The organism is Halomonas salsilacus (assembly GCF_051216275.1).
Classification (GTDB): Bacteria; Pseudomonadota; Gammaproteobacteria; order Pseudomonadales; family Halomonadaceae; genus Halomonas.
Genome location: NZ_JBPKAQ010000011.1, coordinates 51650 through 77651 on the forward strand (window position 1 = coordinate 51650; position 26002 = coordinate 77651).

Here is a 26002-nt window from a genome sequence, read left to right on the forward strand (position 1 = left end):
AGTGAGACACACCTCATGAGCACGACCGCTAGCCATACCGACGTCAGTAACCTGCGCAACATCGCCATCATCGCCCACGTCGACCACGGCAAGACCACCCTGGTCGACAAGCTCCTCAGCCAGTCCGGCACGCTGGACCGCAAGGCCGAGGGGCAGGAGCGCGTCATGGACTCCAGTGACCAGGAGAAGGAACGCGGCATCACCATCCTGGCCAAGAACACGGCGATCCGCTGGGTGTCTCCCGAGGGCCAGGACTACCGCATCAACATCGTGGACACCCCCGGGCACGCCGACTTCGGCGGCGAGGTCGAGCGGGTCATGTCGATGGTGGACTGCGTGCTGCTGCTGGTGGATGCGGTCGACGGCCCCATGCCCCAGACCCGCTTCGTCACCCAGAAGGCCTTCTCCCAGGGTCTCAAGCCGATCGTGGTGGTCAACAAGATCGACCGCCCCGGCGCGCGCCCGGACTGGGTCATCGACCAGATCTTCGACCTGTTCGACAACCTCGGCGCCAGCGATGATCAGCTCGACTTCCCGATCATCTACTGCTCGGCCCTCAACGGCATTGCCGGCATGGACCCCGAGGAGATGGCCGAGGACATGACCCCCATGTTCCAGGCCATCGTCGATATCGTCGAGCCGCCCGAGGTCGAGGCCAACGGCCCCTTCCAGATGCAGATCTCCGCGCTGGACTACAACAGCTACGTGGGCGTCATCGGCCTGGGCCGCATCAAGCGCGGCTCGGTGAAGCCCAACCAGCAGATCACCGTGATCGGCACCGACGGCGCCACCCGCAAGGGCAAGGTCGGCCAGGTGATGACCCACCTGGGCCTGGAGCGCGTGCAGACCGACGAGGCCACCGCCGGCGACATCGTCTGCATCACGGGCGTCGATCCGCTCTCCATCTCCGACACCCTGTGCGACCCGGCCGCCGTCGAGGCGCTGCCGCCGCTGTCGGTGGATGAACCCACTGTCTCCATGTCCTTCCAGGTCAATGATTCTCCGTTCGCGGGCAAGGACGGCAAGTTCGTCACCAGCCGCAACATCAAGGATCGCCTGGAGCAGGAACTGATCCACAACGTGGCGCTGCGTGTCGAACCGGGCGAGACCCCCGAGAAGTTCAAGGTCTCCGGGCGCGGCGAGCTGCATCTCTCGGTGCTGATCGAGACCATGCGTCGCGAAGGCTTCGAACTGGCCGTGGGCCGCCCCGAGGTGATCATCCGCGAGATCGACGGCGAGAAGCAGGAGCCGTACGAGGAAGTGATCATCGACTGCGAGGAGCAGCACCAGGGCGCCATCATGGAGGAGCTTGGCTACCGCAAGGGCGAGCTCTCCAACATGAACCCCGACGGCAAGGGTCGCGTGCGCCTGGACTTCATCATCCCGGCACGCGGCCTGATCGGCTTTCGCGGCCAGTTCCTGACCCTGACCTCCGGCACCGGCATCCTCACCAGCCGCTTCGATCACTACGGCCCGCTCAAGCCCGATGCCTCAATCGAGCGTCGCAACGGCGTGCTGGTGTCGATGGTCGACGGCAAGGCCCTGGCCTATGCGCTCTACGCCCTGCAGGAGCGCGGCAAGCTGATTATCGACCACGCGACCGAGGTCTATGAAGGCATGCTGATCGGCATCAGCAACCGTGCCAATGACATGGTGGTCAACCCGACCAAGGGCAAGAAGCTCGACAACATGCGCTCCACGGGCAACGACGAGAACATCGTCCTGACCCCGCCGGTGAAGTTCAGCCTGGAACAGGCCATCGAGTTTCTGGACTCCGACGAGCTGGTCGAGGTGACACCGCATCACATCCGGCTGCGCAAGAAGCTGCTCAAGGAAAACGAGCGCAAGCGCGCCAGCAAAAAGTAAGGCTGCCGCCACGTCTGACGACGCCCGCCCGGGACTTCCCCGCGGCGGGCGTCGTCGTTATGGGCCCCGGATTCTTCTATGCTGGTAGCCTGGCAGCCCCGATCTGCCGCCCAGACAGGAGAACAGGCATGCACAAGCACGTGGAATGGGACGACCCCGGCGCCGACAGCGTGATGCGCCACTTCGAGAAGGACCCCTCGGGCCACTCGGCCCCCGGCACCGGCGACATCCTCTCGGCGCGCTACCAGGGCGTCGTGGTGCGAGTGAAGGTGGCGGCCTACGTGGAGGACACCAGCATCGGCGAGGTGGCGGCGATCATCGCCGTCAACAACGGCCGGCGGCTGAAGTCCCACGGCAAGCTCGCCCTGGGCGACACCGTGCGCCTGCCCGACGAGGCCCGCGCCCTGGAGCCGCGCATCGGCCAGGCGAAGGAAGACGACGAGGAAGACGACGAAGGGCAGTAGTCGATAGGGGCATTATCGGCGAACTTAACGCCTGCTAAACGCTGTGTAGCTGGCTCCTGAACGCGTTTTGTCGCAAAGTTGCGGCACGGGCCCGCTGGGCCACCCGATTCGCGTTCTGGAGCCTTCATGAGTACGCATAACGTCTGGACCCACAAGGGGACCTTCCTGCTGGCCGCCGTCGGCTCGGCGGTGGGTCTCGGCAACCTCTGGCGCTTTCCCTACCTCACCGGGGAGAACGGCGGCGGCGCCTTCATCCTGGTCTACGCCCTGACCATCTTCGCCGTGGGCATCCCGATCCTGATCGCCGAGACCATGCTCGGCCGCAACAGCCGCCGCAGCCCGATCATGGGCATGCGCTTTCTCACCCGCACCCACAACACCTCGCGAGCCTGGGAATCCATCGGCTGGCTGGGGGCCGCCTCGGCCTTCCTGATCCTCAGCTTTTACTCGGTGATCGCCGGCTGGGCGATCCACTACACCTGGCAGATGCTCATCGGCTCGCTGGCCGGCGCCGATGCCGAGACCATCGGCGCCGGCTTCGACGCCCTGCTCGCCTCGCCGGCCCTGCTGACCCTCTACCACACCCTGTTCATCATCGCCTCGGGGCTGATTGTCGGCATGGGCATCCACAAGGGCATCGAGAGCGGGCTGCGCATCATCATGCCGGCGCTGTTCATCATCCTGCTGGTGGTGCTGGCCTACGGCGTGGCCAACGGCGACTTCACCGCCGCAGCCAGCTTCCTGTTCACCTTCAACCTCGCCGACCTGAGCCTCGAGGGCTGGCTGGCCGCCATGGGCCAGTCGTTCTTCACCCTGAGCCTCGGCATGGGCGCGATCATGGCCTACGGCGCCTACATGTCCAGCGAGATCTCCCTGACCCGCACCGCGCTGGCCATCGCCATTGTCGACACCGCCGTGGCCATGGTGGCGGGCCTGGCGATCTTCTCGCTGGTGTTCGGCGCCGGCCTGGATGCCGGCCAGGGCCCGGGCCTGATGTTCGTCACCCTGCCGCTGGCCTTCGCCGAGATGCCCTTCGGCGCGCTGGTCGGCGGTGTCTTCTTCATCCTGGTGCTGGGTGCGGCCATCAGCTCTTCCATCTCGCTGATCGAGCCGGTGGCCGCCTTCCTGGTGGAGCGCTACGACCTCACCCGGCCCCAGGCGGTGTTTGCCATGGTGGTGGCCAGCTGGGCGCTGGGCCTGCTCACCGTGGTCAGCTTCAATGTCTACGCCGAGGGCACCATCTTCCACACCCTGTTCGGGCGCAGCGCCTTCGACTTCATCGAGCTGCTCACCAACATCTTCATGCCCCTGGGCGGCCTTTTGATCGCGCTCTTCGCCGGCTGGGCGCTGACCCACTCCGAGGTGATGAAGGAGATGCGCACCAACGAGACCTGGTTCGCCATCTGGCGCTTCCTGGTGCGCTTCGTCGCCCCGGCGGCGGTGGCCTTCGTCTTCCTGCGCGCCATTCCCCAGGTGGAGGGCTACCTGATCCCCGCCATCGGCGCCCTGGTGATCGTCGGCGCCTTCGCCGCCGGTCGCACCTTCCTGGTGGACGACAGTCAGCAGCGGTGACGGTGCCGCCGCCCCTACCCAGGGCGGCGGCGCCCACCGGCGGCTTTGCTGGCGTCAGCAAAAAAAACAGAAATAAAAACAGAAATAAAAACAGCAACAAGAATAGCGGATATTTCCATGGCACCCATGATCGACGTGCGACACGTCCACAAGGCCTTCGGCGGCCTTCGGGTCATCAACGACTGCTCGCTGTCGGTGGAGAAGGGCTCCATCACCGGGCTGATCGGCCCCAACGGCGCCGGCAAGTCGACCCTGTTCAATATCATCGCCGGCGCCCTGCCGCTGGACAGCGGCCAGGTGCTGCTCGACGGTGAGGAGATCACCAACCGCCCCGCCAACGCGCTGTTCCACAAGGGGCTGTTGCGCACTTTCCAGATCGCCCACGAGTTTTCCCAGATGACCGCCCTGGAGAACCTGATGATGGTGCCGCCTGCCCAGGCCGGCGAGCAGCTCTTCGACGCCTGGTTCAAGCCCGGGCGGGTCCGGCAGCAGGAGGAGGAGGTGCGCCGCCGCGCCCTGGAGGTGATCGACTTCATCGGCCTGCGTCACGTGCGTAACGAGTTGGCCGGCAACCTCTCCGGCGGCCAGAAGAAGCTGCTGGAGCTCGGGCGCACTATGATGACCGACGCCCGAGTGGTGTTGCTCGACGAGATCGCCGCCGGGGTGAACCGCACCCTGCTCGGCGACCTGGTGGAGAACATCGGGCGGCTCAACCGCGAGCTGGGCTACACCTTCCTGGTCATCGAGCACGACATGGAGATGATCGCCCGGCTCTGCGATCCGGTGATCGTGCTGGCTCAGGGGAGCGTGATGGTGGAAGGCACCATCGCGGAGATCCAGAGCAATCCCGAGGTCATCGAGGCCTACTTTGGAGCGTCCCACGATGCCACTCCTTGATGCGCGCGACGTTTACGGCGGCTACGGCGGCATGAACATCCTCAACGGGGTGAACATGGCCATCGAAGCCGACGAGATCGGCGTGATCGTCGGCCCCAACGGCGCCGGCAAGTCCACCATGCTCAAGGCCATGTTCGGCCTGCTCAGCGTCACCCAGGGCGAGATCCTGCTGCGCGGCGAGCCGATCCAGAACCTTGCGCCCAACAAGCTGGTGCAGCAGGGCATGGGCTTCGTTCCCCAGGAAAAGAACGTCTTCCCGAGCCTCACGGTGAAGGAGAACCTGGAGATGGGCGCCTTCCTCAAGCCCCAGAACACCCGGCGCATGCTCAAGCAGATCTACGACTTCTTTCCGCCGCTGTATGACAAGCGTCACCAGCCCGCCGGCGAGCTCTCCGGCGGCCAGCGCCAGATGGTGGCCATGGGCCGGGCGCTGATGGCCGAGCCCAGCCTGCTGCTGCTCGACGAGCCCACCGCGGGCCTGTCGCCCCTCTACATGAACGAGATCTTCACCCAGGTGAAGCAGATCAACGCCGCCGGCGTCGGCATCCTGATGGTGGAGCAGAACGCCAAGCAGGCGCTGGCCATCGCCGACAAGGGCTTCGTGCTGGCCGCCGGCCAGAACCGCTTCACTGATACCGGCGCCGCCCTGCTGGCGGACCCGGAGGTGGCCAGGAGCTTCCTGGGCGGCTAGGCCAGGGACAGGAGAACAACCGTCGTGAATGAACTCGTCTTCTTCATCAACAACGTCGTGATTGCCGGCAGCGTGACCGGCTCGATCTACGCCATCGGCGCCATCGGCGTGACGCTGATCTTCAGCATCATGCGCTTCGCCCACTTCGCCCACGCCGACATGATGACCTTCGGCGCCTTCATGGTGCTGCTGCTCACCGCGGCGTTTCCGGGGGTAGGCGGGATCGTGGGGCTGCCCACGCCGGTGGTCATGCTGCCGCTGGCCATGGTGCTCACCGCACTGCTCGCGGTGGGCATCGACAAGGCCTTCTACAAGCCGCTGCGCGCCCACGGGGTCAAGCCCATCGTCATGGTAATCGGTTCGCTGGGCGTGACCCTGATGCTGCAGGGGCTGATACGACTGTTCGCCGGCACCAGCGGCCAGAACCTCTACATGGCCGGCGAGCGCAAGGAGATCTACCGCCTCGCCCTGCCCTTCGAGGGCGTCCGGGCGCCGATAGTGATCACCGAGCCGCAGATCATCCTCTTCGTGCTGACGCTGGCCTGCGTGATAGGCCTGCACCTCTTCCTCAGCCGCTCGCGGCTGGGCAAGGCGATGCGCGCCATGTCCGACAACCCCGACCTGGCCCGGGCTTCGGGCATCAATACCAACGCCATCGTGGCGGTGACCTGGGTGATCGCCGGGGGCCTGGCCGCCATCGCCGGCACCCTGCTGGCGCTGGACGTCACCTTCAAGCCCGACCTGAGCTTCTTCCTGCTGCTGCCGATCTTTGCGGCGGCCATCGTCGGCGGCGTGGGCCACCCCTACGGCGCCATCGCCGGCGGCTTCGTGGTCGGCTTCGCCGAGACCCTCGCGGTATTCAACTGGGCGGTGCTGCTGCGGCCCTTCCGCGACAGCCTGCCCGAGTGGCTCGCCCAGGCCGGCAACCTGGCCTTCGTGGGCACCGAATACAAGATCGTGGTGCCGTTCTTCATCCTGATCGCCATCCTGGTATGGCGACCCACCGGCATCTTCAAGGGCAAGGTGATCTGATGAGCACACAAGACAAGCAGCGCGAGGACCTGGTCGCCACCCCGCCCCGCTTCCCGCTGCGCGAGGTGGTGCTGTTCGCCGCCCTGCTGGCGGCCATCCTCGGCATCTACGCCATGATGGGCGCCGCCTACAGCACCCGCATGCTGGTGGAGGCCGCCTGCTACGCCATCCTGGCCCTGGGCCTGACCATCCAGTGGGGCTACGCGGGGCAGTTCAACGCCGGGGTGATGGGTTTCGTGGCCCTGGGCGGCTACTGCGCCATGGCCTTCAGCGTGCCGGTCAACGGCGACTTCTGGGCCAGCGAGCTGCCCGGTGAGCTGGGCAAGGTGCTGCTCTATGGCGCGGCGGCGGCCGTATTGGTCTATGGCGCCACCCGGCTCGACCGCCTGGGCGTGCCGAAGCGACTGCGCACGGTGATCGCCGTGGTGCTGGCGGTGGTGCTGTATCTCACGGTGATCAGCCTGCTGCGCGAGGTCACCGGCGAGATCCAGTCCCGGGCCGGCTTCATCGGGGGCCTCGGCCTGCCCGCCTGGACCGGCTGGATCGTCGGCGGGGCACTCGCCGGGGCCGTGGGCTATTTCATCGGCCACATCTGCCTGGGGCTGCGCAGCGACTACCTGGCCATCGCCACCCTGGGCATCGCCGAGATCATCAAGGCCTTCCTCAAGAACTCCGACTGGCTGACCCGCGGCACCGCCACCGTGTCGCCACTGCCCTGGCCCACCCCGGGGCCGGCGGAACTGGGCTTTACCCTGTCCCGTGCCATCTACCTGTCGGTCACGGCGGTCATCATCGCGGTGATCTTCTTCCTGCTGCATCGCGCCTACCATGCCCCCTGGGGCCGCATGATCCGTGCCATCCGCGACAACGAGGACTCCGCCGCCGCCATGGGCAAGGACATCAACCGCCGCCGCCTGGAGATCTTCGTGCTGGGCTGCATCCTGATGGGCATCGGCGGCGGCGTGCTGACCACCTTCAACAGCCTGTTCGACCCGGACGGCTACCTGCCCCTCAACCACACCTTCCTGGTGCTGGTGATGGTGATCCTGGGGGGCCCCGGCAACAATCTGGGCACCCTCTTCGGCGCCGTGGCGGTCTATCTCATCTGGATCATGTCCGAGCCGCTGGCCCTGGCGCTGATGAGCCTGGCGGTGCACCTCGGCGACCTGTGGTTCGCCTGGGAGCCGCCGCGCAACATCGAGAGCCGCGCCCTGCAGGCCAGGGTGTTCGTGATCGGCCTGCTGATCACCCTGGTGCTGCGCTTCGCACCCAAGGGCTTGCTGCCCGAAAAGGTCAAGCACCACGGATAGCGAGCACGTTCTGCATGGCTGCTGTGAATTACCAAAAAAACCGGGTGGCAAGCACCCGGAACAGGAAAGGTTACCGCTTCGCCATGCGCTTCTACTTAATCACTCTTCACCCTCATATTCGGGGGCATTCTCCAGCGCATCCTGGGTCGCATTGACCCGGATGACCAGGTCGTCGTCTTCGTGGGCAATGTCGAGTGAGTCCCAGGCGATGGCGATGTCCTTCTCGCCCATGCCCAGGAAGCCTCCGAGGCTGAGCACCAAGGCGGTGATCTGGCCGGATTCATCGATCAGCAACTTATCGACGTTGCCGATATCCTCATCTTCCTCGGCCGTGCTCTTCACCGTGGCACCTATGAAGTCGTCGGACTCCATATGACCCGTACTCCTGTGCGTCACGAAGGTGGCTTCCATGTGCATTTCAGTGGTCTCGGCCTCATGCTGGTCGGCGAACGTCATAGCGCCGGGGACCAGTAATGCGAGGGTAAAGCACGAGCCGACCAGGGCGGTGGAAAGGGTTTTCATGTCATCCTCCTTGCAGTACAGAGTAGAGATATTGGGCACGTATTCAACGCTTGTTTCCCATGTTTCCTTTCTCATATTCCAGCATCAAGGCATGCAGCGATATCGGTCCAGAGTGAGAATAACAGACGACTGAATTTCGACGTCTAAGCCCGGTGAGAACCGATGCTCGAAGTCTAGTCAGGGAGATGGGCCCCGCAAGGTGCGCTTTGTGGGTTTTTTGAAACGCAGTGTGTCGGATGGCATCTTGTGGCACAGCCGGCCGCCCGCGGTGCCTCACTTGCAGAACAGCGTGACGCCAACGGGCGAAGCGACAGACAACAAGGCCTCGGCAATGCCGAGGCCTTCGTTGATTATCGCGATAGCAGCGCAGTATCAGGTCGTTCGCGCGTTCAAGGCTCGACGAAGCCCTTGCTGACGAAGCGGCCGTCCTCGACCACCATCTCGACCACCACACCCGGCACGTCGCCGTTCTCGTCGAACTCGTGGGTGCCGGAGGCGCCCTCGTAGTTGATTTCCGTGCCGGCGGCGATGAGCTCCACGGCCTTCTCCCACTCGCCGGGAAGGATCACCTCACCGGGTTCATTGGCCACGCTGCGCAGCGCCGCGGAGAGGCCCTCGCGCTCGGCGCTGCCGTTCTGCTCGATGGCCAGCGCCAGCAGGAAGGCGGCGTCGTAGGCCTGGGCCGCGAACACCGCGCTGGGATCGATCTCGGCGGCCTCGGCGGCGGCGTTGAAGAGTTCGGCACCCGGCAGGTCGGGGCTGCCCGGGCGGGTGGCGATCATGCCCTCCAGCACATCGGCACCGATCGCCTCCACCAGGCTGTCGCCCACCATACCGTCAGCGCCGACATACTGGGTAAAGGTGCCGGCCTCGTAGGCCTGGCGCAGCACCGTCTGGCCGGAGGTGTCGGCATAGGCGAGCACCACCAGGGTGTCGGCGCCGCTGGCGGAGAGCGAACCCAACTCGGAGCGGTAATCGGCGCGGTTGTCCTCGTGGGCCAGGTTCTCGGCCACGGTGCCGCCGCCCGCCTCGAAGGCCTCACCGAAGGCATCTGCCAGGCCACGGCCGTAGTCGTTGTTCACGTAGGTCACGGCCACATAGTCGATGCCCTTGTCGAGCACCAGCTTGGCCAGCATCTCTCCCTGGAAAGCATCGGACGGCACGGTGCGGAACACCAGGTCGTTGTCGTCCAGCTCGCTCACCGCCGGCGCCGTTGAGGCCGGCGAGACCATCACCACGCCACCGGGGATGCCCGCATTGTTGGCGGCCGCGATGGTCGCCCCGGTGCACAGGGCACCGACGATGGCGGTGACGTTCTCGGTGTTGACCATGCGGTCCGCCGCGTTGGAGGCCGCCGAGGCGTCGCCGCAGGTGGTGTCCCCGCTGGGCATCACCAGCGTCTGGCCGCCCAGGATGCCGCCCTGCTCGTTGACCTGCTGTACCGCCAGCTGGGCGCCGTCGAAGATCGGCGGCGTCAGGCTCTCGATGCCCCCGGTAAAACCGCCAAGAAAGCCGACCTTCACCTCGGCCTGGGCCGCGCCGGCCAGCGTCAGGGCAGAGGCCGCGATGGCCATCGACAGGATGCTTTTCTTCATGTTGTTGTCCCGTTAGTTGCGAAATATATGATGGTGAGTCCCTAGCTCAATCTGGAACGCCACGCAGGAAATCACAAGCCGTTCCTGCCAACGCTGGCCACCCCAACGGTCAACTCCCGGCGCCAACGGCAGGGCATGCCATCATGCCTATACTGAAAGGTCACCGACCCTCTCCCAGCCACTGGAGCACCCGATGCGTTTACAACCACTCACCCTGCCCCTGACCGTCGCCCTGGCGCTCGCCGCCGGCAGCGCCCACGCCTTCACCCCTGCTGGCCAGGACATCGTCTACGACGTGGACGGCGAGGCCTTCGAGGGCTATCTGGCCAGCGCCGAGGGCGAGTCCCGCGGCAGCGTGCTGATCATCCACGACTGGGACGGCCTGGACGACTACGAGCGCCAGCGCGCCGACATGCTCGCCGAGCAGGGCTATGACGCTTTCGCCGTGGACCTCTACGGCCAGGGCAACCGCCCCCAGGAGGTCGAGAAGAAGCGCACCGAGACCGCACGGCTCTACGAGGACCGCGAACGCATGCGCACCCTGACGCTGGCCGGCCTGACCGAGGCCCGCGCCCAGGGCGCCGCCGAGGCCAGCGTGGTGATGGGCTACTGCTTCGGCGGCGCCGTGGCTCTGGAGCTGGCCCGCTCCGGCGAGGCCGAGGGCGTGCACGGCTACGCCAGCTTCCACGGCGGCCTCGCCACTCCGGAGGGCCAGCAGTGGCCGAATGGCGTGGGTCCGATCCTGATCGCCCACGGCGGGGCCGACAGCGCCATTCCCATGAGCGAGGTGGCCACCTTGGCCGAGGAGCTGGAGGCCGCCGAGGCGACCTACGAGATCCAGGTCTACTCCGGTGCCCCCCACGGTTTCACGGTATTCGGCAGCGATGCCTACCAGGAGCGCGCCGACGAGAAATCCTGGGCCGCCTTCCTCGAGCTGCTGGTCGAGGCGTTCTGACCATGCTGCAGGAGCTGCTCACCGTCACCGAGCTCGGCGGCAGCCGCCGCGAGATCGGCCTGGCCCACGGCCGCACCCACGCCCGACTGATCCAGCGCAGCCTGGAGGTCTACGACCGGTTGTTCCATGACTTCGTGGGCATCCGCTGGGCCCGGGCCCGGGTGGAAGCCGAACGCTTCGGCAGGATGATCGAACGCGGCTTTCCGGAGATCCTCGAGGAGATGGACGCCATCGCCGAGGGCGCCGGCATCGAGCCCATCGACATCCTCACCCTCAACTGCAGAAGCGAGATCTCCCTGACCCGCGCCAGCGGTGGCTGCTCCGCCTTCGCCCTGCACCGCGCAAACACCCAGTGGTTGGCCCAGAACTGGGACTGGCGCACCGACCAGCTGCACAACGTGGTGGTGCTGAAGATCAGCGGCGAGGGCCAGGCCCCGCTGGTCAGCGTCGGTGAGGCGGGCATGGTGGCCAAGATCGGCATGAACGCCCATGGCCTCGGCGTCTGCCTCAACGCCATTCGCTCGCAAACCTGCGGCGAGGGGCTGCCGATTCACGTGGCGTTGCGCAAGATCCTGGAGAGCCCCGACATGGAAAGCGCCCTGGCGGTGGCCAGCCGCGACCGGGTCTGTTCCCCCGCCCACTTCCTGGTGGCCACTGCCGAGGGCGAGGCGGTGGGGCTCGAGGTGCACCCCGGCGAGCCGGGCCGGCTCGAGGCCCAGGGCGGCGTGGTCACCCACACCAACCATCTCTACGCCCCCGCCTTCACCGGCAAGGTGGAGGACTTCCCGCGCCCCGACTCGCGCCCGCGCCTGGCGCGCCTGGACGAACTGCTGCGCGAATCACCGCCGGCCGAAGCAGCGGTTGACGAGGCGGCGCTGTTCGAGCTCCTCGGCGACCACCACGGCGAGCCGCTCTCCCTCTGCCGCCACTTCAACCCCGCCCAGCCCGAAGAGGAACGCATGGAGACGCTGTTCGGCGTGGTGATGAACCTCACCGAGAAGCGCCTCGCCCTGCGCCACGGCAAGCCCTGCGAGACCGAGCAGGCCCTCGTGGTAACGCTTTGAGACGCAGGGTCACCAGAGACAGGCTATGATGGAGTCTGAATTTGCTGCATCGCAGTAACCATCATCGGAGCCGCCCCCATGGATGCCCCCAACGACGACCGTTATATCGAGAATCGCACCTTTGATGAGATCCAGGTAGGCGATGAGGCGCACCTCGAGAAGCGACTGACCCTGGATGACATCAAGCTGTTCGCGATCATGTCCGGAGACGTCAACCCCTCCCATGTGGACGACGACTTCGCGCGAAGCTCCCGCTTCCAGGAGGTCATCGCCCACGGCATGTGGGGCGGCGCGCTGATCTCCACGGTGCTGGGCACCCAGCTGCCCGGGCCCGGCACCCTCTACCTGGGCCAGACGCTGAACTTCCGGGCACCGGTCGCCCTGGGCGACGTGCTCAGGGTCAGCGTACGCGTCACCGCCAAGGACGACACCAGCTCACTGCTGACCCTGGACTGCCGCTGCGAGAACCAGCGGGGCAAGGTGGTGATCGAGGGCGAGGCCCGAGTACTCGCACCCAAGGAGAAGATCCGTCGGCCCCGCACCGTCATGCCCACGGTGCGCCTGGCCGAACGCGGCCGCTTGCACGAGATCCTCTCCGCCGCCGACCACCCACCCGCCATTAACGTGGCCGTGGTGCACCCGGTGGATGATGTCTCGCTGACCGGCGCCGTGGCCGCCGCCCGCCAGGGCCTGATCATCCCCCTGCTGGTCGGGCCGCAGGCCAAGATCCGCGCCGCCGCCGATGCCGCCCGACTCGATATCGGCGAGTTCGAGCTGATCGACGTCCCCCATAGCCACGCCGCGGCGGAACGCGCCGTGGCCCTGGTACGGGAGGGACGCGCCGAGGCCATCATGAAGGGGGCCCTGCACACCGACGAGCTGATGCACGAGGTGCTCAAGCGCAACGGCGGCCTGCGCACCGAGCGCTGCATCAGCCACGTGATGGCCTTCGACGTGCCCACCTATCCGCGGCCGCTGTTCATCACCGACGCCGCCATCAATATCTCCCCCAGCCTCGACCAGAAGCGCGACATCATCTGCAATGCCATTGAGCTGGCCCACGCCCTGGGCAATCACGACCCCAAGGTGGCCATCCTCTCCGCGGTGGAAACCATCAACCCCCGGATCCCCTCCACCCTGGATGCCGCCGCCCTGTGCAAGATGGCCGACCGCGGCCAGATCCAGGGCGGCACCCTGGACGGCCCGCTGGCCTTCGACAACGCCATCTCCGAGAGCGCCGCGCGCACCAAGGGCATCGACTCCCCGGTCGCCGGCCGGGCGGATATCCTGGTTGCCCCGGACCTGGAATCCGCCAACATGCTGATGAAACAGCTCACCTACCTGGCGGATGCCACCGGCGCCGGCCTGGTGCTGGGCGCCCGGGTCCCCATCATCCTGACCAGCCGCGCCGACGAAGCCATCACTCGCATGGCCTCCTGCGCCCTGGCCCTGCTGGTGGCCGAACACCAGAAACATCTAGGCCTGCCCGATTCCGACCTGGGCGCCTGAGATGAGCCATATCCTGACCCTCAACAGCGGCTCGTCCAGCCTTAAGTTTGCCCTCTACCCGCTGGCGGGCGCCGGCTCCCTCGACACCCTGACGCCCCGCTATCGCGGCACGTTTTCCGGGCTGAATGGCGGCACGCCCAAATTGACGCTGAAGGATGGCGAGGGCCGCCCCGTGGCGGTAGACAGCGGCGAGCTGCCCGCGCGGTTGGAGCTGCCCGGTGCCACCACGCGACTGCTGAGCTGGCTCGACGCCATCCCCGACCTCACGCTCGCCGCGGTGGGGCACCGGGTGGTTCACGGCGGCCGCGCCTACCACCGCCCCGTGGTGCTCACACCCGAGATTACCGCCGCGCTGAGGGAGTTCGAACCGCTGGCGCCGCTTCACCAGCCCTTCTGCCTGGACCCGGTGGCACCGCTCGCCGAGCGCTACCCCGAGCTGCCCCAGGTGGCCTGCTTCGACACCGCCTTCCACGCCGACCAGCCCGAGGTGGCCCGTCAGTTCGCCCTTCCCCGGGAGATGACCGAGCGCGGGCTGATCCGCTACGGCTTCCACGGCCTCTCCTACGACTACATCAACCAGGTGCTGCCAACGTATCTGGGTGATGCCCCCCGCGAGCGGGTGATTGTCGCCCATCTGGGCAACGGCGCCAGCCTGTGCGCCATCCGCCACGGCACAAGCGTCGCCTCCACCATGGGCTTCACCGCCATCGAAGGCATGCCCATGGGCACCCGCAGCGGCAGCCTCGACCCCGGGCTGGTGCTGCACCTGATCCAGCAGGAGGGCATGAGCGTCAAGGAAGTCACCGAGCTGCTCTACAAGCGCTCCGGCCTGCTCGGCGTCTCCGGCATCAGTGGCGACATGCGCGAGCTGCTGGAAAGTCCCGCGCCCGAGGCCCGCGAAGCGGTGGCGCTTTATGCCTACCGCGCCGTGCGCGAGATCGGCAGCCTGGCCGCCGCCCTGGGCGGGCTCGACCAACTCGTCTTCACCGCCGGCATCGGCGAACATGCCGCACCGGTGCGCGAGGCCATCTGCCGGGGCTGCGAGTGGCTGGGCCTGACCCTCGACGCCGACGCCAACCGCCGCCACGCCAGCCGCATCAGCAGCGCCGACAGCCGCACCGGGGCCTGGGTAATCCCCACCGACGAGGAGCGCATGATCGCCTGGTACAGCGCCCGGCGAGTGGGCCAAGCGAAGGGCTTGAAATAGGGCCAGCCATCGCACTCTGCCGCGACGAAAAGCGGCCCACCCACGGCGGGCCGTCACAACTCAGACGTCTGGATGTGAACTCTCCACCTTGCCAGATGTTGTCCTGGGTCAAGGTCCCCGCCCGGCTCCCCCAGCCAGTCCTTGCGCCCCCACAGAACCGGGACTACCTTTTGCAAACACGAATCATTACCACGTAACCGCCGGAGCATCCCCCCATGAAGAGAGTGCTGCTTGTCGCCCTGTGTGCCGGCCTGATGGCCGGCGGTGTTCATGCCGAGGAACAGGCCGAGGAACAGGCCGAGGAACAAGTCGAGGAGCGTGCCAACCACTTCGAAGGCCAGAGCGCCGACAGCCTCTCCCAGGCGGTCAGCAACCTGTCCTCAACCAATGACCATCTCGCCGCCCTGCTCGCCAAGGATGAGCTGAGCGATGACGACATGGCCATCATCCATCAGCTCACCTATACCCTGGAAATTGCCCTGGCGAGGATCGACCAGGAGGTGAATAACATGGCGACCCTGGTGGAAGAGGTCCACCTCGGCTCGGAAAACATGGAACAGGATCGTGTGCGCGAGAACGGCCTGACCTACCTGGAGACCATTCGCCCCCTGGTGAGGTAGCCTGAAGCACGGCCTCAGGCGCCCAGCGCCTCCTCCACCAGCCCCCTCGCCTCATCGCTCATGGGCAGGCCCAGCGCCAGCTCATGGGCCTTCGGCGACATCTTCTTCCAGGTCATCTGCACGATGCGGATCAGGTGATCGTGGTCGATCTGTTTCGAGAAGTCCGCGAAGTAGTTCTCCAGGAACACCAGGCAGGCGCAGTCCTCCACCGCCTGGGCCCCCGGATCACGCCCCAGCCCCTGCTTGCGGATCATCCGCTGCACCGTCTCGGCCCCCTCGTCATCGAAGCCCGCCGCGCGCATCAGCCCGGCGGTAGTCTCGCCGGCGCGCTGCCCCTGGTCGCGCCGCCAGGTCAGATAGCCCACACGCCCTTCCGGATAGTCGCTACGCGGCACCTGCCAGCGCTGCAGATGCTGTCCGCGCACCGCCAGGCGCATCCGCTCATCGGGCCGCTCATGCAGCCGCTCCAGCCAGGCGCTCATGCGCCAGGCGTGCCACAGCTCCCGGGGCACGGGCTCGCCCTCGACCTCCACGCTACGTGGATCCTGCGCATGCAGTGCATCCAGGGCAGCCAGGGTCTTCGCATAGGGGGTTTCAGACATGCGCACTCCTTGTCATTGATGGCGGATCATTCTCGTTGCCTTACCGCCTATCAGCGTAGTGGCTGGATCAGGGCGGTGTCAGTACCGCATCGGGATACACTGATCGGAAGACCGAGGAACAGCGAGAAGGAGAGTCGCCATGAAATATATCTTCGAAGTGCATATCCGCGACGGCTACCGGGCCGAGGACTACGCCCAGTCCTGGGTGCGCGCCAGCGAGATCATCCAGCGGGCGCCGGGGGCGCTAGGCACTGAGCTGCATCGCAGGATCGATGACCCCACCACCCTGATCGCCATCGCCCACTGGGACAGCAAGGCCAGTCGCGACGCCATGGAGGCCAAGCGCGACCCGACGGTGAAGGAGATCATCCGCAGCGCTGCCCCCTGCTGCGAGATCCGCCTGATCGGCGAATTCGAGGAGCCGGAGTGGGTGGTGATGCCGCCGGGTTCGCAGGATGCTTAGCTTGCTCGCGTAGCGTAAGCTTAGGTAACTAATACCGCCCCGCCATCGACGCGCAGGATGCTGCCATGGACAAGAAGGCCCTCAGCGAACGGGACATCTGCACCAAGTTCATTACCCCGGCGCTGGAGCGTGCCGGCTGGGACATCCAGGTGCAGGTGCGCGAGGAGGTGTCGTTCACCGCCGGGCGCATCATCGTGCGCGGGCGGCTGCACACTCGCGGCAAGCGGCGCCGCGCCGATTACCTGCTGAGTTACCAGAAGCACCAGCCCATCGCGGTGATCGAGGCCAAGGACAACAAGCAAGGCCTCGGCGACGGCATGCAGCAGGCGCTGGCCTACAGCGATGCCCTGGACGTGCCGTTCGTGTTCGCAAGCAACGGCGACGGCTTCCTGTTCCACGACCGCACCGGCCTGGGCGGGCAGACCGAGACCGTGCTCGGCCTCGACGACTTTCCCTCGCCGGAGGAACTCTGGGAGCGCTACTGCCGCTACAAGGGCATCGGCCCGGCCCAACGCCCGGTGGTGGAGCAGCCCTACTACGATGACGGCAGCGGCCGCAGCCCTCGCTACTACCAGCGCATCGCCATCAACCGCGCCGTGGAAGCGGTGGCCCGCGGCCAGGACCGCATCCTGCTGGTGATGGCCACCGGCACCGGCAAGACCTTCACCGCCTTCCAGATCATCTGGCGGCTGTGGAAGGCCAAGCAGAAGAAACGCATTCTGTTTCTGGCCGACCGCAACATCCTGGTCGACCAGACCAAGAACAATGACTTCAAGCCGTTCGGCCAGGCCATGACCAAGGTCACCCACCGCACGGTGGACAAGTCCTACGAGATCTATCTCTCGCTCTACCAGGCGGTAACCGGCAGCGAGGAGGCGCAGAACATCTACAAGCAGTTCTCGCCGGACTTCTTCGACCTGATCGTCATCGACGAGTGCCACCGCGGCAGCGCGGCGGTGGATTCCGCCTGGCGCTCGATCCTCGACTACTTCTCCTCGGCCACCCATATCGGCCTGACCGCCACGCCCAAGGAGACGAAGGAGGTCTCCAACATCGATTACTTCGGCGAGCCGGTCTACAGCTACTCGCTCAAGCAGGGCATCGAGGACGGCTTCCTCGCCCCCTACAAGGTGGTGCGGGTGGACATCGACCGCGACCTGCAGGGCTGGCGGCCCAGCAAGGGCCAGCGTGACGCCCTCGGCCAGGAGATCGAGGACCGCATCTACAACCAGAAGGACTTCGACCGGCACCTGGTGCTGGAGAAGCGCACCGAGCTGGTGGCGCGCAAGATCACCGAGTTCCTGGAGGGCAGCGACCCCTATCAGAAGGCCATCGTCTTCTGCGAGGACATCGACCACGCCGAGCGCATGCGTCAGGCGCTGGTCAACCTCAACCCCAGGCGCGTGGCCGAGAACCGCAAGTACGTGATGCGCATCACCGGCGACGAGAAGGAAGGCAAGGCCGAAATTTACAACTTCACCAACCCGGAAGCGCGCTACCCGGTCATCGCCACCACCAGCAAGCTTTTGACCACCGGCGTCGACGCCCAGACCTGCAAGCTGATCGTGCTCGACCAGCGTATCCAGTCGATGACCGAGTTCAAGCAGATCATCGGCCGCGGCACCCGCATCAACGACGACTACCACAAGCACTGGTTCACCATCCTTGATTTCAAGAAGGCCACCGAGCTGTTCGCCGACCCCGACTTCGACGGCGACCCGGTGAAGGTCTACCAGCCCAGGGGCGACGACCCCATTGTGCCGGATGACGAGCTGGCCGAGGACGATGTGGCCCCCGGCGACAGCGCCGAGGCCCTCGCCGAAGCCCATGCGGAAGGCGTCGAAGAGGGCTGGGGCACCTACGAGCCGGAAGAGGGCGCCACCTGGCAGAGCGACGACAGCTCCGCTACCACAGGGCTTGGCGGCACCGGCCTCGGCGACGACGAAGGCCCCGCCAAGCGGGTGAAGTATCGGGTCGATGACGTGGAGGTCAGCGTGGTGGCCGAGCGGGTGCAGTACCTGGGCCCGGACGGCAAGCTGATCACCGAGAGCCTGCGCGACTACACCCGCAAGAAGGTGAAAGAACAGTTCGCCTCCCTGGACGACTTCCTGCGCCGCTGGCACGACGCCGAGCGCAAGCAGGCGATCCTCGACGAGCTCGCCGAACAGGGCGTGCTCTGGGAGGAACTGGCGGCCGAGCTTCGCAAGACCTGGGGCGACGAGCCCGACCCTTTCGATGTGATCTGCCACATCGCCTTCGACCGCCCGCCGCTGACCCGCCGCGAGCGCGCCGACCAGGTGAAGAAGCGCGACATCTTCACCCGCTATGAAGGCCAGGCGCGCCTGGTGCTGGAATCGCTGGTCGACAAGTATGCCGATGCCGGTATCACACCCATCGAAGACATCAACGTACTCAATGTCGCGCCCTTCAGCGCGATCGGCACGGTCACGGAACTGGTGAAGGCCTTCGGCGGCAAGCCCGGCTACACCCGCGCGGTCCACGAACTGGAAGACGCCCTCTACCAGACCCGCGGCTGAGCGGTATCCTGTTGCCACTCGTTATCCAGCCACCAGGCGTTATCCACACCCGATGCCGGCCCAGCCCCTGTGGATAGTCCGGCATCCACCCAGAATCGCAAGGAACCCACGCCCCCTATGAGCATCAGCAGCACCATCAAGTCCATCCAGGACATCATGCGCAAGGACGTGGGCGTCGACGGCGACGCCCAGCGTATCGGCCAGCTCGTCTGGATGCTGTTCCTGAAGATCTTCGACGACCGGGAGCAAGAGTGGGAAATCCTCAATGACGACTACCGCTCGCCGATTCCCGAGCCGCTGCGCTGGCGCCGCTGGGCCGCCGACCCCGAGGGCATGACCGGCGACGAGCTCAAGGAGTTCGTCGACACCATGCTGTTCCCCGGCCTTCAGCAGCTGCAGCCCCGCGGCGACGACACCCGCGGCGTGGTAATCCGCAATGTCTTCGAGGACGCCTACAACTACATGAAGTCCGGCCAGCTGATGCGCCAGGTCATCAACAAGCTGCAGGACGGCATCGACTTCAACACCCAGGATGACCGCCACCAGCTCGGCGACATGTACGAGCAGATCCTCAAGGACCTCCAGAGCGCCGGCAACGCCGGGGAGTTTTACACCCCGCGCGCGGTCACCGAGTTCATGGTCAACCGCGTAGACCCCAAGCTCGACGAGATCGTGATGGACCCGGCCTGCGGCACCGGCGGCTTTCTCACCTGCACCATCGAACACAAGCGCACCCGCTACGTGAAGACCCCGGAGGACGAGCAGACCCTGCAGCGCAGCATCCACGGTGTGGAGAAGAAACCGCTGCCCCACCTGCTGGCCACCACCAACCTGATCCTTCACGGCATCGAGGTGCCCAGCCAGATCAAGCACGACAACACCCTGGCGCGCCCGCTGATCAGTTGGGGGCCCCGCGAGCGGGTGGACGTCATCATCGCCAACCCGCCCTTCGGCGGTATGGAGGAGGACGGCATCGAGACCAACTTCCCCCAGGCCTTTCGCACCCGAGAGACCGCCGATCTGTTCCTGACGCTGTTCATCCACCTGCTCAAGGAGAACGGCCGCGCTGCCGTGGTACTGCCGGACGGCTTCCTGTTCGGCGAAGGCATGAAGACCCGCCTCAAGGAGAAGCTGCTGACCGAGTGCAACCTGCACACCATCGTTCGGCTGCCCAACGGCGTGTTCAACCCCTACACCGGCATCAAGACCAACCTGCTGTTCTTCACCAAGGGCCGGCCCACCGAGGCCGTGTGGTACTACGAGCACCCCTACCCCGAGGGCGTGAAGAACTACAGCAAGACCCGGCCCATGAAGGTCGAGGAGTTCCAGGCCGAGATCGACTGGTGGGGCGACGAGCGCGATGGCTTCGCCGGCCGCGAGGAGACCGAGCAGGCCTGGAAGGTCGGCATCGAGGAGATCCAGGCCCGCAACTACAACCTGGACATCAAAAACCCCCATCAGGGCGAGCAGATCAGCCACGACCCGGAGGAGCTATTGGCGAAGTACGCCCAGCAGCAGGCCGAGATCCAGGAGCTCCGCGACCAGCTCAAGCAGATCCTCGGCGATGCGCTGGGCCACACCGGTCAGGAGGGCCGAGCATGAACGTGCGGGAGGCAGGGCTGACCAGCGCTGAGGAAATCGGCAGTGCTGATGTATCGGAAATTCTGATCGACCATCTGAATCTCTGGACCAGTGCCGTCACCACCCGATCGACGGCAGGTAGAGGTCGCCATGGAAAGATCGAGTTGACCGGTATCAAGAAGCTGCGCGAACTGATCCTGGAACTCGCCGTACGCGGCAAGCTGGTGGACCAGGACCCCGACGACGAACCCGCCAGCGTGCTGCTGGTCCGCATCGCCGAGGAGAAGGCCCGGCTGGTCAAGGAAGGGAAGATCAAGAAGCCGAAGAAGCTGCCGGAAATAACAGAAGAAGAAAAGCCGTTTGAGCTGCCGGATGGGTGGCAATGGGCAAGGCTTGCCGAAATTTTTGATATCCAAGACCATTTACGTGTCCCGCTCAACAAGTCTGAGCGTGAAGCTAGAAAAGGCGACTACCCCTATTACGGGGCCAACGGTCAGGTTGGAACTGTTGACGACTACATTTATGAAGGAAAACGAATACTAATAGCTGAAGACGGAGGCTTTTTCTCTGACCCTATCAGAGGCGTGGCATATATTGCTGATGGAAAATTCTGGGTCAACAATCATGCCCATGTTATATGCAACCTCGCAAACACACCGGAAGAATTTTGGGTTAGCTATTTCAATCAGCTTGACTGGCTTCCACTTGTGCGCGGGATGACGCGGGCAAAGCTCAACCAGGCAGTGATGCAGAAGATACCTCTTCCGGTGCCTTCACTTTCGGAGCAACACCGTATCGTCGAAAAAGTCGACGAGCTGATGGCCCTCTGTGACCGGCTAGAGCAGCAGGTCGGCGACCAGCTTGAAGCCCATGAGGTGCTGGTCGATACCCTTCTCGGCTCTTTATTCAAACCCGCTGAAGGCTCTCTCTCCCGCTCCGCCGACGCCGCAGAAGTGGCCGAGAACTGGGCCCGCATCGCCGAGCATTTCGATACCCTCTTCACAACCGAAGCCAGCATCGAAAAGCTCAAGCAGGCGATCCTTCAACTGGCGGTAATGGGTCAGCTGGTGGAGCAGGACCCCGACGACGAGTCTGCCAGCGTGCTGCTGGAAAGGATTGCCGAGGAGAAGGCGAGGCTGGTCAAGGAAGGAAAAGTAAAAAAGCAAAAAAAATCTTCTGGCACTCAAGACAAAATTTCCCAACTTCCTCTTCCATCACAGTGGTCTTGGGCAAACCTTGGCGAATTGGTTGGCGTGATGGATGCGGGATGGAGCCCTGCATGCCCTTCTCATCCAGCAGAGTCAGATGCTTGGGGCGTGCTTAAAACCACAGCTGTACAAGTAATGAAATACTCGGAAGTTGAAAACAAAAAACTCCCAGACAACAAGCCACCAAAAGATCAATATGAGGTGCGCCGCGGAGACATCCTAATCACTCGCGCAGGCCCAAAGAACCGAGTAGGAATTTCCTGCGTCGTCAAGGAAACCCGACCCAAGTTAATGATTTCGGATAAAATCATTCGGTTCCATCTGATCGAGGCAGGCTTTTCGGAAGAATATATTTGTCTTTGCCTAAACGCTGGAGAAACCTACCAATACCTAGAGACAGCGAAGTCTGGAATGGCCGAAAGTCAGATGAATATTTCTCAAGACAAACTTAAAGCGGCCCCAATACCGCTTTGCCCAGCAAATGAACAACACCGCATCGTCGAAAAAGTCGACGAACTGATGGCCCTTTGCGACCAGCTCAAGGCCCGCCTGGGCGAGGCCGGCGAGATCCGCACTCACCTGGCCGGGGCGGTGGTGGAAAAGGCGGTGTCCTAAGCGATGTCGATCACAGCAGGGAAGTCCGGCGTGCGATATAACAAACCTTGGCTCAGCTACCGCGACCAGTTGGAAACCCTCAAGTTGCGCCTGCTGGTGATGGACGCTCTGGAACGAATCGAAGTGGCATTCCGGGTCGATATCTCCCACACCCTCGGCGAGTATGGCCCTTTCTCCTATCTGGACCCTGACCGTCTTTTCGAAGCCTTCGCCCAGGAGGTCAATCAGAAGACCGGCATTACCGATCACCAGGCATGGCTACAGAAGCAGGCGGTGATGATCAACCGCTCCAAGGAGGAGTTCATTCGCCATAACAAGGAGAAGTATGGGCTGCCGCTCCCCATCTGGATCGCCTGCGAAGTCTGGGACTTCGGCACCCTGTCCACGCTCTACGACGGGATGCACCAGGACGATCAGGATCGAATTTCCGCCCGCTACGGCATTCGTGATGGTCGAGTGCTCGCCTTCTGGCTGCGCAGCCTGAATTATCTACGCAACGTTTGCGCTCATCATAGCCGGCTGTGGAACCGCAATATGGTGGATCAGCCCAGGAAGCCGGTTAGCGGAGATGTGCCACTCTTCGAAACGGCCTGGCAGCCTGGCCAAGAACACTTGCTGGCGCGCGTCTTTGTCTTGATGTGCGTGATCCAACACCTGCTGACCACAATCAACCCCAGCTCCAGCTGGTGGGTACGTTACATAGACCTACTACAGGAGTTTCCCGATCTCACCCATGTTGGGCTCGATCTGCATGGAATGGGCGTCATCGAAGGATGGGAGCAGTGGAGCTGGCCAGAGCAGCCGACGAACAGGCATTAAAAACCCCTCAGCAGCTTCACCGCAAAGCGGATCCACCGATCGGGGCCGTGTTAAGAAATATTATAGAGAGCACCAAGGGCCCCATAAAAGAAATATATATAGCCAATGAGAATAAGAAAACGTTCATGGCCATCGAACAAGGCATCTGGAAGCTGGCGGGCAGCGCCGGCGAGCCACCTCGGAAGCTGCGCGCCGCGGGGCTCGCCGACGAGGGGCTGCTGGAAGAGCGATCATCCAGGATGTCGCGACCCTTAATCGGGACTGGCTGCTGATCGGGCGCCAGATGTACACCGTCAACCGCCTCAAGCAGGTCTGGCAATTCGACGACGATCAGAAGTAAGACCCCCGTCAAGGCCCAATACCGGCATAAGGCGGAGGCCGTGTTGAGAAGCCCTGACACCGGGCTGAACCTGCCTCAGTCGTGCAGTTCTGCTCTGTGTGGTAGCGAACTGATGCGCCGTTCCTCGTCCGTTACATTGATAGAGAAAATGGCGCGATAGCGCTTGAAGTGGCCCTTAATACGAGGAACCAGTATGAAACTCATCAATCAGCTGAATGACCCCAAGACGAAGGCGTATGCCAAGCATTGCTTTGACGAAAAATCCGCCGAAGAGCTTCACGCCGCTACCAATGAAACACCCGATCCAGAAGTACTCAGCACCTGGGGGCTGACAGAAGGCCAATATGCAGAAGCCGTTACCACGGCGTTAGGTGATCTCGAGTAGTCATTGATGAAATACCGGGGAGCCGTGCCGGAAATGGGAGTTTGTCCTCGGCCACCTATATTTTTTTGCGGCAGTGCAGCATTGTGTGCGTTACCGCACGGAAAATCACTCGATGGCTGTTTAGAATTCGGTTGATGTAGTAGCAGGTGCCGGTCCGACAAGGAATGACGAGCTGTCATCTTGGGGTTGACGCTTCTACACCAACAGGCAAAAGCAGCATCAGTCTTTTTGATGGCTCGCTTGCTGAATAGATAACTTATCTGAGCATTTTCATTGCTCGGTTAATGATTTCACTGAATTGTCGCAAGACAAGGAGCGATTAGATGAACACTGAAAATACCAAGTCAGATATCAACCAGGCTACCGAGCAAGCTACCCAGCAGTTCGACAAGACCATCGTCGAGCCGGTGCGTGCCTACGGCGCAATGACGACTGATTACTTCGAGCAGCTGTTCTCGGCCCAGTTTGATGCCGTCCGCGCCTTCACGGACACCAGCCTGGCCCAGTCCCGCTCCTGGCTTGAAGTTCGAGATGCCGACAGTTTCAAGCAGGTGATCGAGCAGCAACAGCAGGCCGTCAAGGAAATGAGTGAGCGCCTGAAGGAAGACGCTGAAAAAATCCGGGCCTTGAGCCAGGAATACCTGAAGGAGACTCAGGAGCTGACCATGGAGACCATGCAGTCGGGCCGCTCGCAGCTCGAAGAGAACATGCAGAAGGGTCAGGAGCAGTTCCAGGAAAACCTTCAGAAGGGTCAGGAGCAAGTAGAATCCAATCTTCAGAAGGGCCAGGAGCAGTTCCAGGACAACCTTCAGAAGGGTCAGGAGCAGGCAAAGCAAAACTTCCAGAAAGGTCAGGACCAGGCAAAGGACAACCTTCAGAAGGGACAGGACCAGGGAAAGGACAACCTTCAGAAGGGACAGGACCAGGCAAAGGACAACCTTCAGAAGGGCCAGGATCAAGCAAAACACAACACTCAGAAGAACAAGTAAGACGCTGACGACGCTCAACGGAAAAGCCAGCGGCAAGCCGACAAGCGCACGAAGTCGGCCTGCAAGTCGGGCAAAGCATGTTGAACGTTGGAATCCAGCTGGAACCTTGTAACTTAAATGTTGCAACTCAAGGGCCGCTTTTCAGAAAAGCGGCCCTTCTGCTGTCTGGCTGCCGAAGGCCGAAGGGGCCAGATGAATAGAACCCCCCATGCCGGCCAGCCACAAAAAGCCCCCGCAGGGCGGGGGCGAAAGGCGCGGACCGGGTCAAAATCCCAAGGGGAGAGGGCGCATTGGCCGGCCGCGCCGGGGGAACCCATTGAAAAAGATCGGCTCTCCTCTGCTTAGTTGACCGGAGACGCCTCGTCGTCCGGCAACTCCCACTCGCCCTGTTCGTCAGGCTCGGCGCCACCCTCTCCAGTGGGCATCGGCTCGGTGCCGCTGCCGAAGCCGGGCTCATCGGCGGGGGTACCCGGCTCGGCCGGGGCACCCGGTTCCTCCATGGCATCGGCTTCCAGATCAGCCGAGGGGGTGGTCGTAGGTTCACCGGCCTCATACTCTTCATCCGCCGGGTCGTGCATGTCGGCGAAGGCCAGCGGGCTGGCCAGCAGACCGAGAGAAAGACCCAGTACGCCTGCCTTCTTGAACAGTTGTTTCATCATCATGCTTCGCTCCTTGTGGCGCTCATTCTGATCAATCCGCTTCAAGACTGAACCATTTCCTGAACGCGCTGCATCAGCTCCGGGTCCTGCTGAAGGGCCTGGCCGATGGTGTTGAAGGTATCCACGTCGAGACCACTCTCCTCGACCGCTTCGACCATCTTGTCGTTGGCTTCCATCTGTACTTCCTGCTGAGCGGCTTCATCATCAGCGGTCTGCAGGCGCTCGGTATACTCCTGGGAGATCACGACGATCTCTTCGGATGCATCCGCAAACTGCTGAAGCTGCTGATCGGAAAAGTCCATCGCCGGGGCCGGGGCCGCGGCCTGGGGCTGCTCGGGGGCGGCCGCCGGGTCCTGCTGGGCGTGGGCGGTGGCCGACATCAGGCCAGCGCTGAGCAGGGCGGCAGAGATCAGGGCAGTCATCCGTTTCATTGATACCTCCAGGGCATCACCCCTCCAGGGGGCGTTGCGTGTATGTGCTTTCCTGAGACGATAGTCATC

At 63.9% G+C, this 26002-nt stretch carries 25 protein-coding genes; 20 read left to right on the forward strand and 5 right to left on the reverse strand.

Annotated elements, in window-relative coordinates; all coding sequences use genetic code 11:
- Positions 1-15 precede the first annotated feature (15 nt).
- The 7 genes from typA (at position 16) to ACR80S_RS14905 (ending at position 7832) form a co-directional block, all read left to right on the forward strand.
- Entirely contained in the window at positions 16-1866 is a 1851-nt protein-coding gene (typA, locus tag ACR80S_RS14875; protein ID WP_435401841.1) for a translational GTPase TypA, read from the forward strand.
- 128 nt (positions 1867-1994) lie between these two features.
- Positions 1995-2330 carry a hypothetical protein gene (locus ACR80S_RS14880; RefSeq protein WP_435403689.1) on the forward strand — a complete coding sequence of 112 codons (336 nt, stop codon included), beginning with the start codon at positions 1995-1997 and terminating at the stop codon, positions 2328-2330.
- 126 nt (positions 2331-2456) lie between these two features.
- Entirely contained in the window at positions 2457-3902 is a 1446-nt protein-coding gene (locus tag ACR80S_RS14885) for a sodium-dependent transporter (protein WP_435403690.1), read from the forward strand.
- 117 nt (positions 3903-4019) lie between these two features.
- The gene (locus ACR80S_RS14890) at positions 4020-4799 is read left to right on the forward strand and encodes an ABC transporter ATP-binding protein (RefSeq protein WP_435401838.1); all 780 of its coding nucleotides are present in this window, start codon (positions 4020-4022) and stop codon (positions 4797-4799) included.
- Positions 4786-5490, forward strand: a complete 705-nt coding sequence (locus tag ACR80S_RS14895; protein WP_435401837.1) for an ABC transporter ATP-binding protein — start codon at positions 4786-4788, stop codon at positions 5488-5490. The genes ACR80S_RS14890 and ACR80S_RS14895 overlap by 14 nt, the downstream gene beginning before the upstream one ends.
- 24 nt (positions 5491-5514) lie before the next feature.
- The gene (locus ACR80S_RS14900) at positions 5515-6522 is read left to right on the forward strand and encodes a branched-chain amino acid ABC transporter permease (protein WP_435401836.1); all 1008 of its coding nucleotides are present in this window, start codon (positions 5515-5517) and stop codon (positions 6520-6522) included.
- Positions 6522-7832: a branched-chain amino acid ABC transporter permease gene (locus ACR80S_RS14905; protein WP_435403691.1), complete on the forward strand. Its 1311-nt coding sequence runs from the start codon at positions 6522-6524 to the stop codon at positions 7830-7832. The genes ACR80S_RS14900 and ACR80S_RS14905 overlap by 1 nt, the downstream gene beginning before the upstream one ends.
- A 99-nt stretch (positions 7833-7931) precedes the next feature.
- Here ACR80S_RS14905 and ACR80S_RS14910 read toward each other — a convergent pair whose 3' ends face one another.
- Positions 7932-8354 (reverse strand): PRC-barrel domain-containing protein, encoded by a 423-nt coding sequence (locus ACR80S_RS14910; protein WP_435401834.1) that lies wholly within the window; start codon positions 8352-8354, stop codon positions 7932-7934.
- Between the two features lie 389 nt (positions 8355-8743).
- On the reverse strand, positions 8744-9949 hold the full coding sequence (locus ACR80S_RS14915) for an ABC transporter substrate-binding protein (RefSeq protein WP_435401833.1): 1206 nt from the start codon (positions 9947-9949) through the stop codon (positions 8744-8746).
- Positions 9950-10142: 193 nt separating this feature from the next.
- Here ACR80S_RS14915 and ACR80S_RS14920 point away from each other — a divergent pair, with 193 nt between their 5' ends.
- The 5 genes from ACR80S_RS14920 to ACR80S_RS14940 all read left to right on the forward strand — a co-directional run bounded on the left by ACR80S_RS14920 (position 10143) and on the right by ACR80S_RS14940 (position 15304).
- Entirely contained in the window at positions 10143-10904 is a 762-nt protein-coding gene (locus tag ACR80S_RS14920; RefSeq protein WP_435403692.1) for a dienelactone hydrolase family protein, read from the forward strand.
- A gap of 2 nt (positions 10905-10906) precedes the next feature.
- A complete protein-coding gene (locus ACR80S_RS14925) occupies positions 10907-11968 on the forward strand; it encodes a C45 family autoproteolytic acyltransferase/hydolase (protein ID WP_435403693.1) in 1062 nt (353 codons plus the stop codon).
- 78 nt (positions 11969-12046) lie between these two features.
- Positions 12047-13477 (forward strand): bifunctional enoyl-CoA hydratase/phosphate acetyltransferase, encoded by a 1431-nt coding sequence (locus ACR80S_RS14930; protein WP_435403694.1) that lies wholly within the window; start codon positions 12047-12049, stop codon positions 13475-13477.
- Position 13478: 1 nt separating this feature from the next.
- Positions 13479-14684, forward strand: a complete 1206-nt coding sequence (locus ACR80S_RS14935; RefSeq protein ID WP_435403695.1) for an acetate/propionate family kinase — start codon at positions 13479-13481, stop codon at positions 14682-14684.
- A gap of 215 nt (positions 14685-14899) precedes the next feature.
- Positions 14900-15304, forward strand: a complete 405-nt coding sequence (locus tag ACR80S_RS14940; protein WP_435403696.1) for a DUF6746 family protein — start codon at positions 14900-14902, stop codon at positions 15302-15304.
- Between the two features lie 14 nt (positions 15305-15318).
- Here ACR80S_RS14940 and ACR80S_RS14945 read toward each other — a convergent pair whose 3' ends face one another.
- Positions 15319-15906 carry a DUF4202 domain-containing protein gene (locus tag ACR80S_RS14945; RefSeq protein WP_435401827.1) on the reverse strand — a complete coding sequence of 196 codons (588 nt, stop codon included), beginning with the start codon at positions 15904-15906 and terminating at the stop codon, positions 15319-15321.
- 139 nt (positions 15907-16045) lie between these two features.
- Between ACR80S_RS14945 and ACR80S_RS14950 the strand changes: the two genes are divergently transcribed.
- The 8 genes from ACR80S_RS14950 (at position 16046) to ACR80S_RS14985 (ending at position 24843) form a co-directional block, all read left to right on the forward strand.
- A complete protein-coding gene (locus ACR80S_RS14950) occupies positions 16046-16369 on the forward strand; it encodes an antibiotic biosynthesis monooxygenase family protein (protein ID WP_435403697.1) in 324 nt (107 codons plus the stop codon).
- 65 nt (positions 16370-16434) lie between these two features.
- A complete protein-coding gene (gene hsdR, locus ACR80S_RS14955) occupies positions 16435-18906 on the forward strand; it encodes an EcoAI/FtnUII family type I restriction enzme subunit R (RefSeq protein WP_435403698.1) in 2472 nt (823 codons plus the stop codon).
- Positions 18907-19023: 117 nt separating this feature from the next.
- Positions 19024-20508, forward strand: coding sequence for a type I restriction-modification system subunit M (locus tag ACR80S_RS14960; protein ID WP_435403699.1), 1485 nt, complete (start codon positions 19024-19026; stop codon positions 20506-20508).
- Positions 20505-22310, forward strand: coding sequence for a restriction endonuclease subunit S (locus ACR80S_RS14965; RefSeq protein WP_435403700.1), 1806 nt, complete (start codon positions 20505-20507; stop codon positions 22308-22310). Before ACR80S_RS14960 ends, ACR80S_RS14965 begins: the two co-directional genes overlap by 4 nt.
- Before the next feature lie 3 nt (positions 22311-22313).
- Entirely contained in the window at positions 22314-23129 is an 816-nt protein-coding gene (locus tag ACR80S_RS14970) for an Abi family protein (RefSeq protein WP_435403701.1), read from the forward strand.
- A 125-nt stretch (positions 23130-23254) separates the two neighbouring features.
- Positions 23255-23401 (forward strand): hypothetical protein, encoded by a 147-nt coding sequence (locus tag ACR80S_RS14975; protein WP_435403702.1) that lies wholly within the window; start codon positions 23255-23257, stop codon positions 23399-23401.
- A 261-nt stretch (positions 23402-23662) separates the two neighbouring features.
- The gene (locus ACR80S_RS14980) at positions 23663-23854 is read left to right on the forward strand and encodes a hypothetical protein (RefSeq protein WP_435403703.1); all 192 of its coding nucleotides are present in this window, start codon (positions 23663-23665) and stop codon (positions 23852-23854) included.
- Positions 23855-24177: 323 nt separating this feature from the next.
- The gene (locus ACR80S_RS14985; protein ID WP_435403704.1) at positions 24178-24843 is read left to right on the forward strand and encodes a phasin family protein; all 666 of its coding nucleotides are present in this window, start codon (positions 24178-24180) and stop codon (positions 24841-24843) included.
- Positions 24844-25184: 341 nt separating this feature from the next.
- Here the strand turns inward: ACR80S_RS14985 and ACR80S_RS14990 are convergent, their stop codons facing one another.
- Positions 25185-25505: a hypothetical protein gene (locus ACR80S_RS14990; RefSeq protein WP_435401812.1), complete on the reverse strand. Its 321-nt coding sequence runs from the start codon at positions 25503-25505 to the stop codon at positions 25185-25187.
- Between the two features lie 38 nt (positions 25506-25543).
- Positions 25544-25933, reverse strand: coding sequence for a DUF4168 domain-containing protein (locus ACR80S_RS14995; protein ID WP_435401811.1), 390 nt, complete (start codon positions 25931-25933; stop codon positions 25544-25546).
- Positions 25934-26002 lie beyond the last annotated feature (69 nt).

Excerpts from the sequence above, each read along its gene's own strand:
- typA (WP_435401841.1), top strand. The coding sequence starts at position 16 with ATGAGCACGACCGCTAGCCATACCGACGTCAGTAACCTGCGCAACATC.
- ACR80S_RS14880 (WP_435403689.1), top strand. The coding sequence starts at position 1,995 with ATGCACAAGCACGTGGAATGGGACGACCCCGGCGCCGACAGCGTGATG.
- ACR80S_RS14885 (WP_435403690.1), top strand. The coding sequence starts at position 2,457 with ATGAGTACGCATAACGTCTGGACCCACAAGGGGACCTTCCTGCTGGCC.
- ACR80S_RS14890 (WP_435401838.1), top strand. The coding sequence starts at position 4,020 with ATGGCACCCATGATCGACGTGCGACACGTCCACAAGGCCTTCGGCGGC.
- ACR80S_RS14895 (WP_435401837.1), top strand. The coding sequence starts at position 4,786 with ATGCCACTCCTTGATGCGCGCGACGTTTACGGCGGCTACGGCGGCATG.
- ACR80S_RS14905 (WP_435403691.1), top strand. The coding sequence starts at position 6,522 with ATGAGCACACAAGACAAGCAGCGCGAGGACCTGGTCGCCACCCCGCCC.
- ACR80S_RS14910 (WP_435401834.1), bottom strand. The coding sequence starts at position 8,354 with ATGAAAACCCTTTCCACCGCCCTGGTCGGCTCGTGCTTTACCCTCGCA.
- ACR80S_RS14915 (WP_435401833.1), bottom strand. The coding sequence starts at position 9,949 with ATGAAGAAAAGCATCCTGTCGATGGCCATCGCGGCCTCTGCCCTGACG.
- ACR80S_RS14920 (WP_435403692.1), top strand. The coding sequence starts at position 10,143 with ATGCGTTTACAACCACTCACCCTGCCCCTGACCGTCGCCCTGGCGCTC.
- ACR80S_RS14925 (WP_435403693.1), top strand. The coding sequence starts at position 10,907 with ATGCTGCAGGAGCTGCTCACCGTCACCGAGCTCGGCGGCAGCCGCCGC.
- ACR80S_RS14930 (WP_435403694.1), top strand. The coding sequence starts at position 12,047 with ATGGATGCCCCCAACGACGACCGTTATATCGAGAATCGCACCTTTGAT.
- ACR80S_RS14935 (WP_435403695.1), top strand. The coding sequence starts at position 13,479 with ATGAGCCATATCCTGACCCTCAACAGCGGCTCGTCCAGCCTTAAGTTT.
- ACR80S_RS14940 (WP_435403696.1), top strand. The coding sequence starts at position 14,900 with ATGAAGAGAGTGCTGCTTGTCGCCCTGTGTGCCGGCCTGATGGCCGGC.
- ACR80S_RS14945 (WP_435401827.1), bottom strand. The coding sequence starts at position 15,906 with ATGTCTGAAACCCCCTATGCGAAGACCCTGGCTGCCCTGGATGCACTG.
- ACR80S_RS14950 (WP_435403697.1), top strand. The coding sequence starts at position 16,046 with ATGAAATATATCTTCGAAGTGCATATCCGCGACGGCTACCGGGCCGAG.
- hsdR (WP_435403698.1), top strand. The coding sequence starts at position 16,435 with ATGGACAAGAAGGCCCTCAGCGAACGGGACATCTGCACCAAGTTCATT.
- ACR80S_RS14960 (WP_435403699.1), top strand. The coding sequence starts at position 19,024 with ATGAGCATCAGCAGCACCATCAAGTCCATCCAGGACATCATGCGCAAG.
- ACR80S_RS14965 (WP_435403700.1), top strand. The coding sequence starts at position 20,505 with ATGAACGTGCGGGAGGCAGGGCTGACCAGCGCTGAGGAAATCGGCAGT.
- ACR80S_RS14970 (WP_435403701.1), top strand. The coding sequence starts at position 22,314 with ATGTCGATCACAGCAGGGAAGTCCGGCGTGCGATATAACAAACCTTGG.
- ACR80S_RS14975 (WP_435403702.1), top strand. The coding sequence starts at position 23,255 with ATGGCCATCGAACAAGGCATCTGGAAGCTGGCGGGCAGCGCCGGCGAG.
- ACR80S_RS14980 (WP_435403703.1), top strand. The coding sequence starts at position 23,663 with ATGAAACTCATCAATCAGCTGAATGACCCCAAGACGAAGGCGTATGCC.
- ACR80S_RS14985 (WP_435403704.1), top strand. The coding sequence starts at position 24,178 with ATGAACACTGAAAATACCAAGTCAGATATCAACCAGGCTACCGAGCAA.
- ACR80S_RS14990 (WP_435401812.1), bottom strand. The coding sequence starts at position 25,505 with ATGATGATGAAACAACTGTTCAAGAAGGCAGGCGTACTGGGTCTTTCT.
- ACR80S_RS14995 (WP_435401811.1), bottom strand. The coding sequence starts at position 25,933 with ATGAAACGGATGACTGCCCTGATCTCTGCCGCCCTGCTCAGCGCTGGC.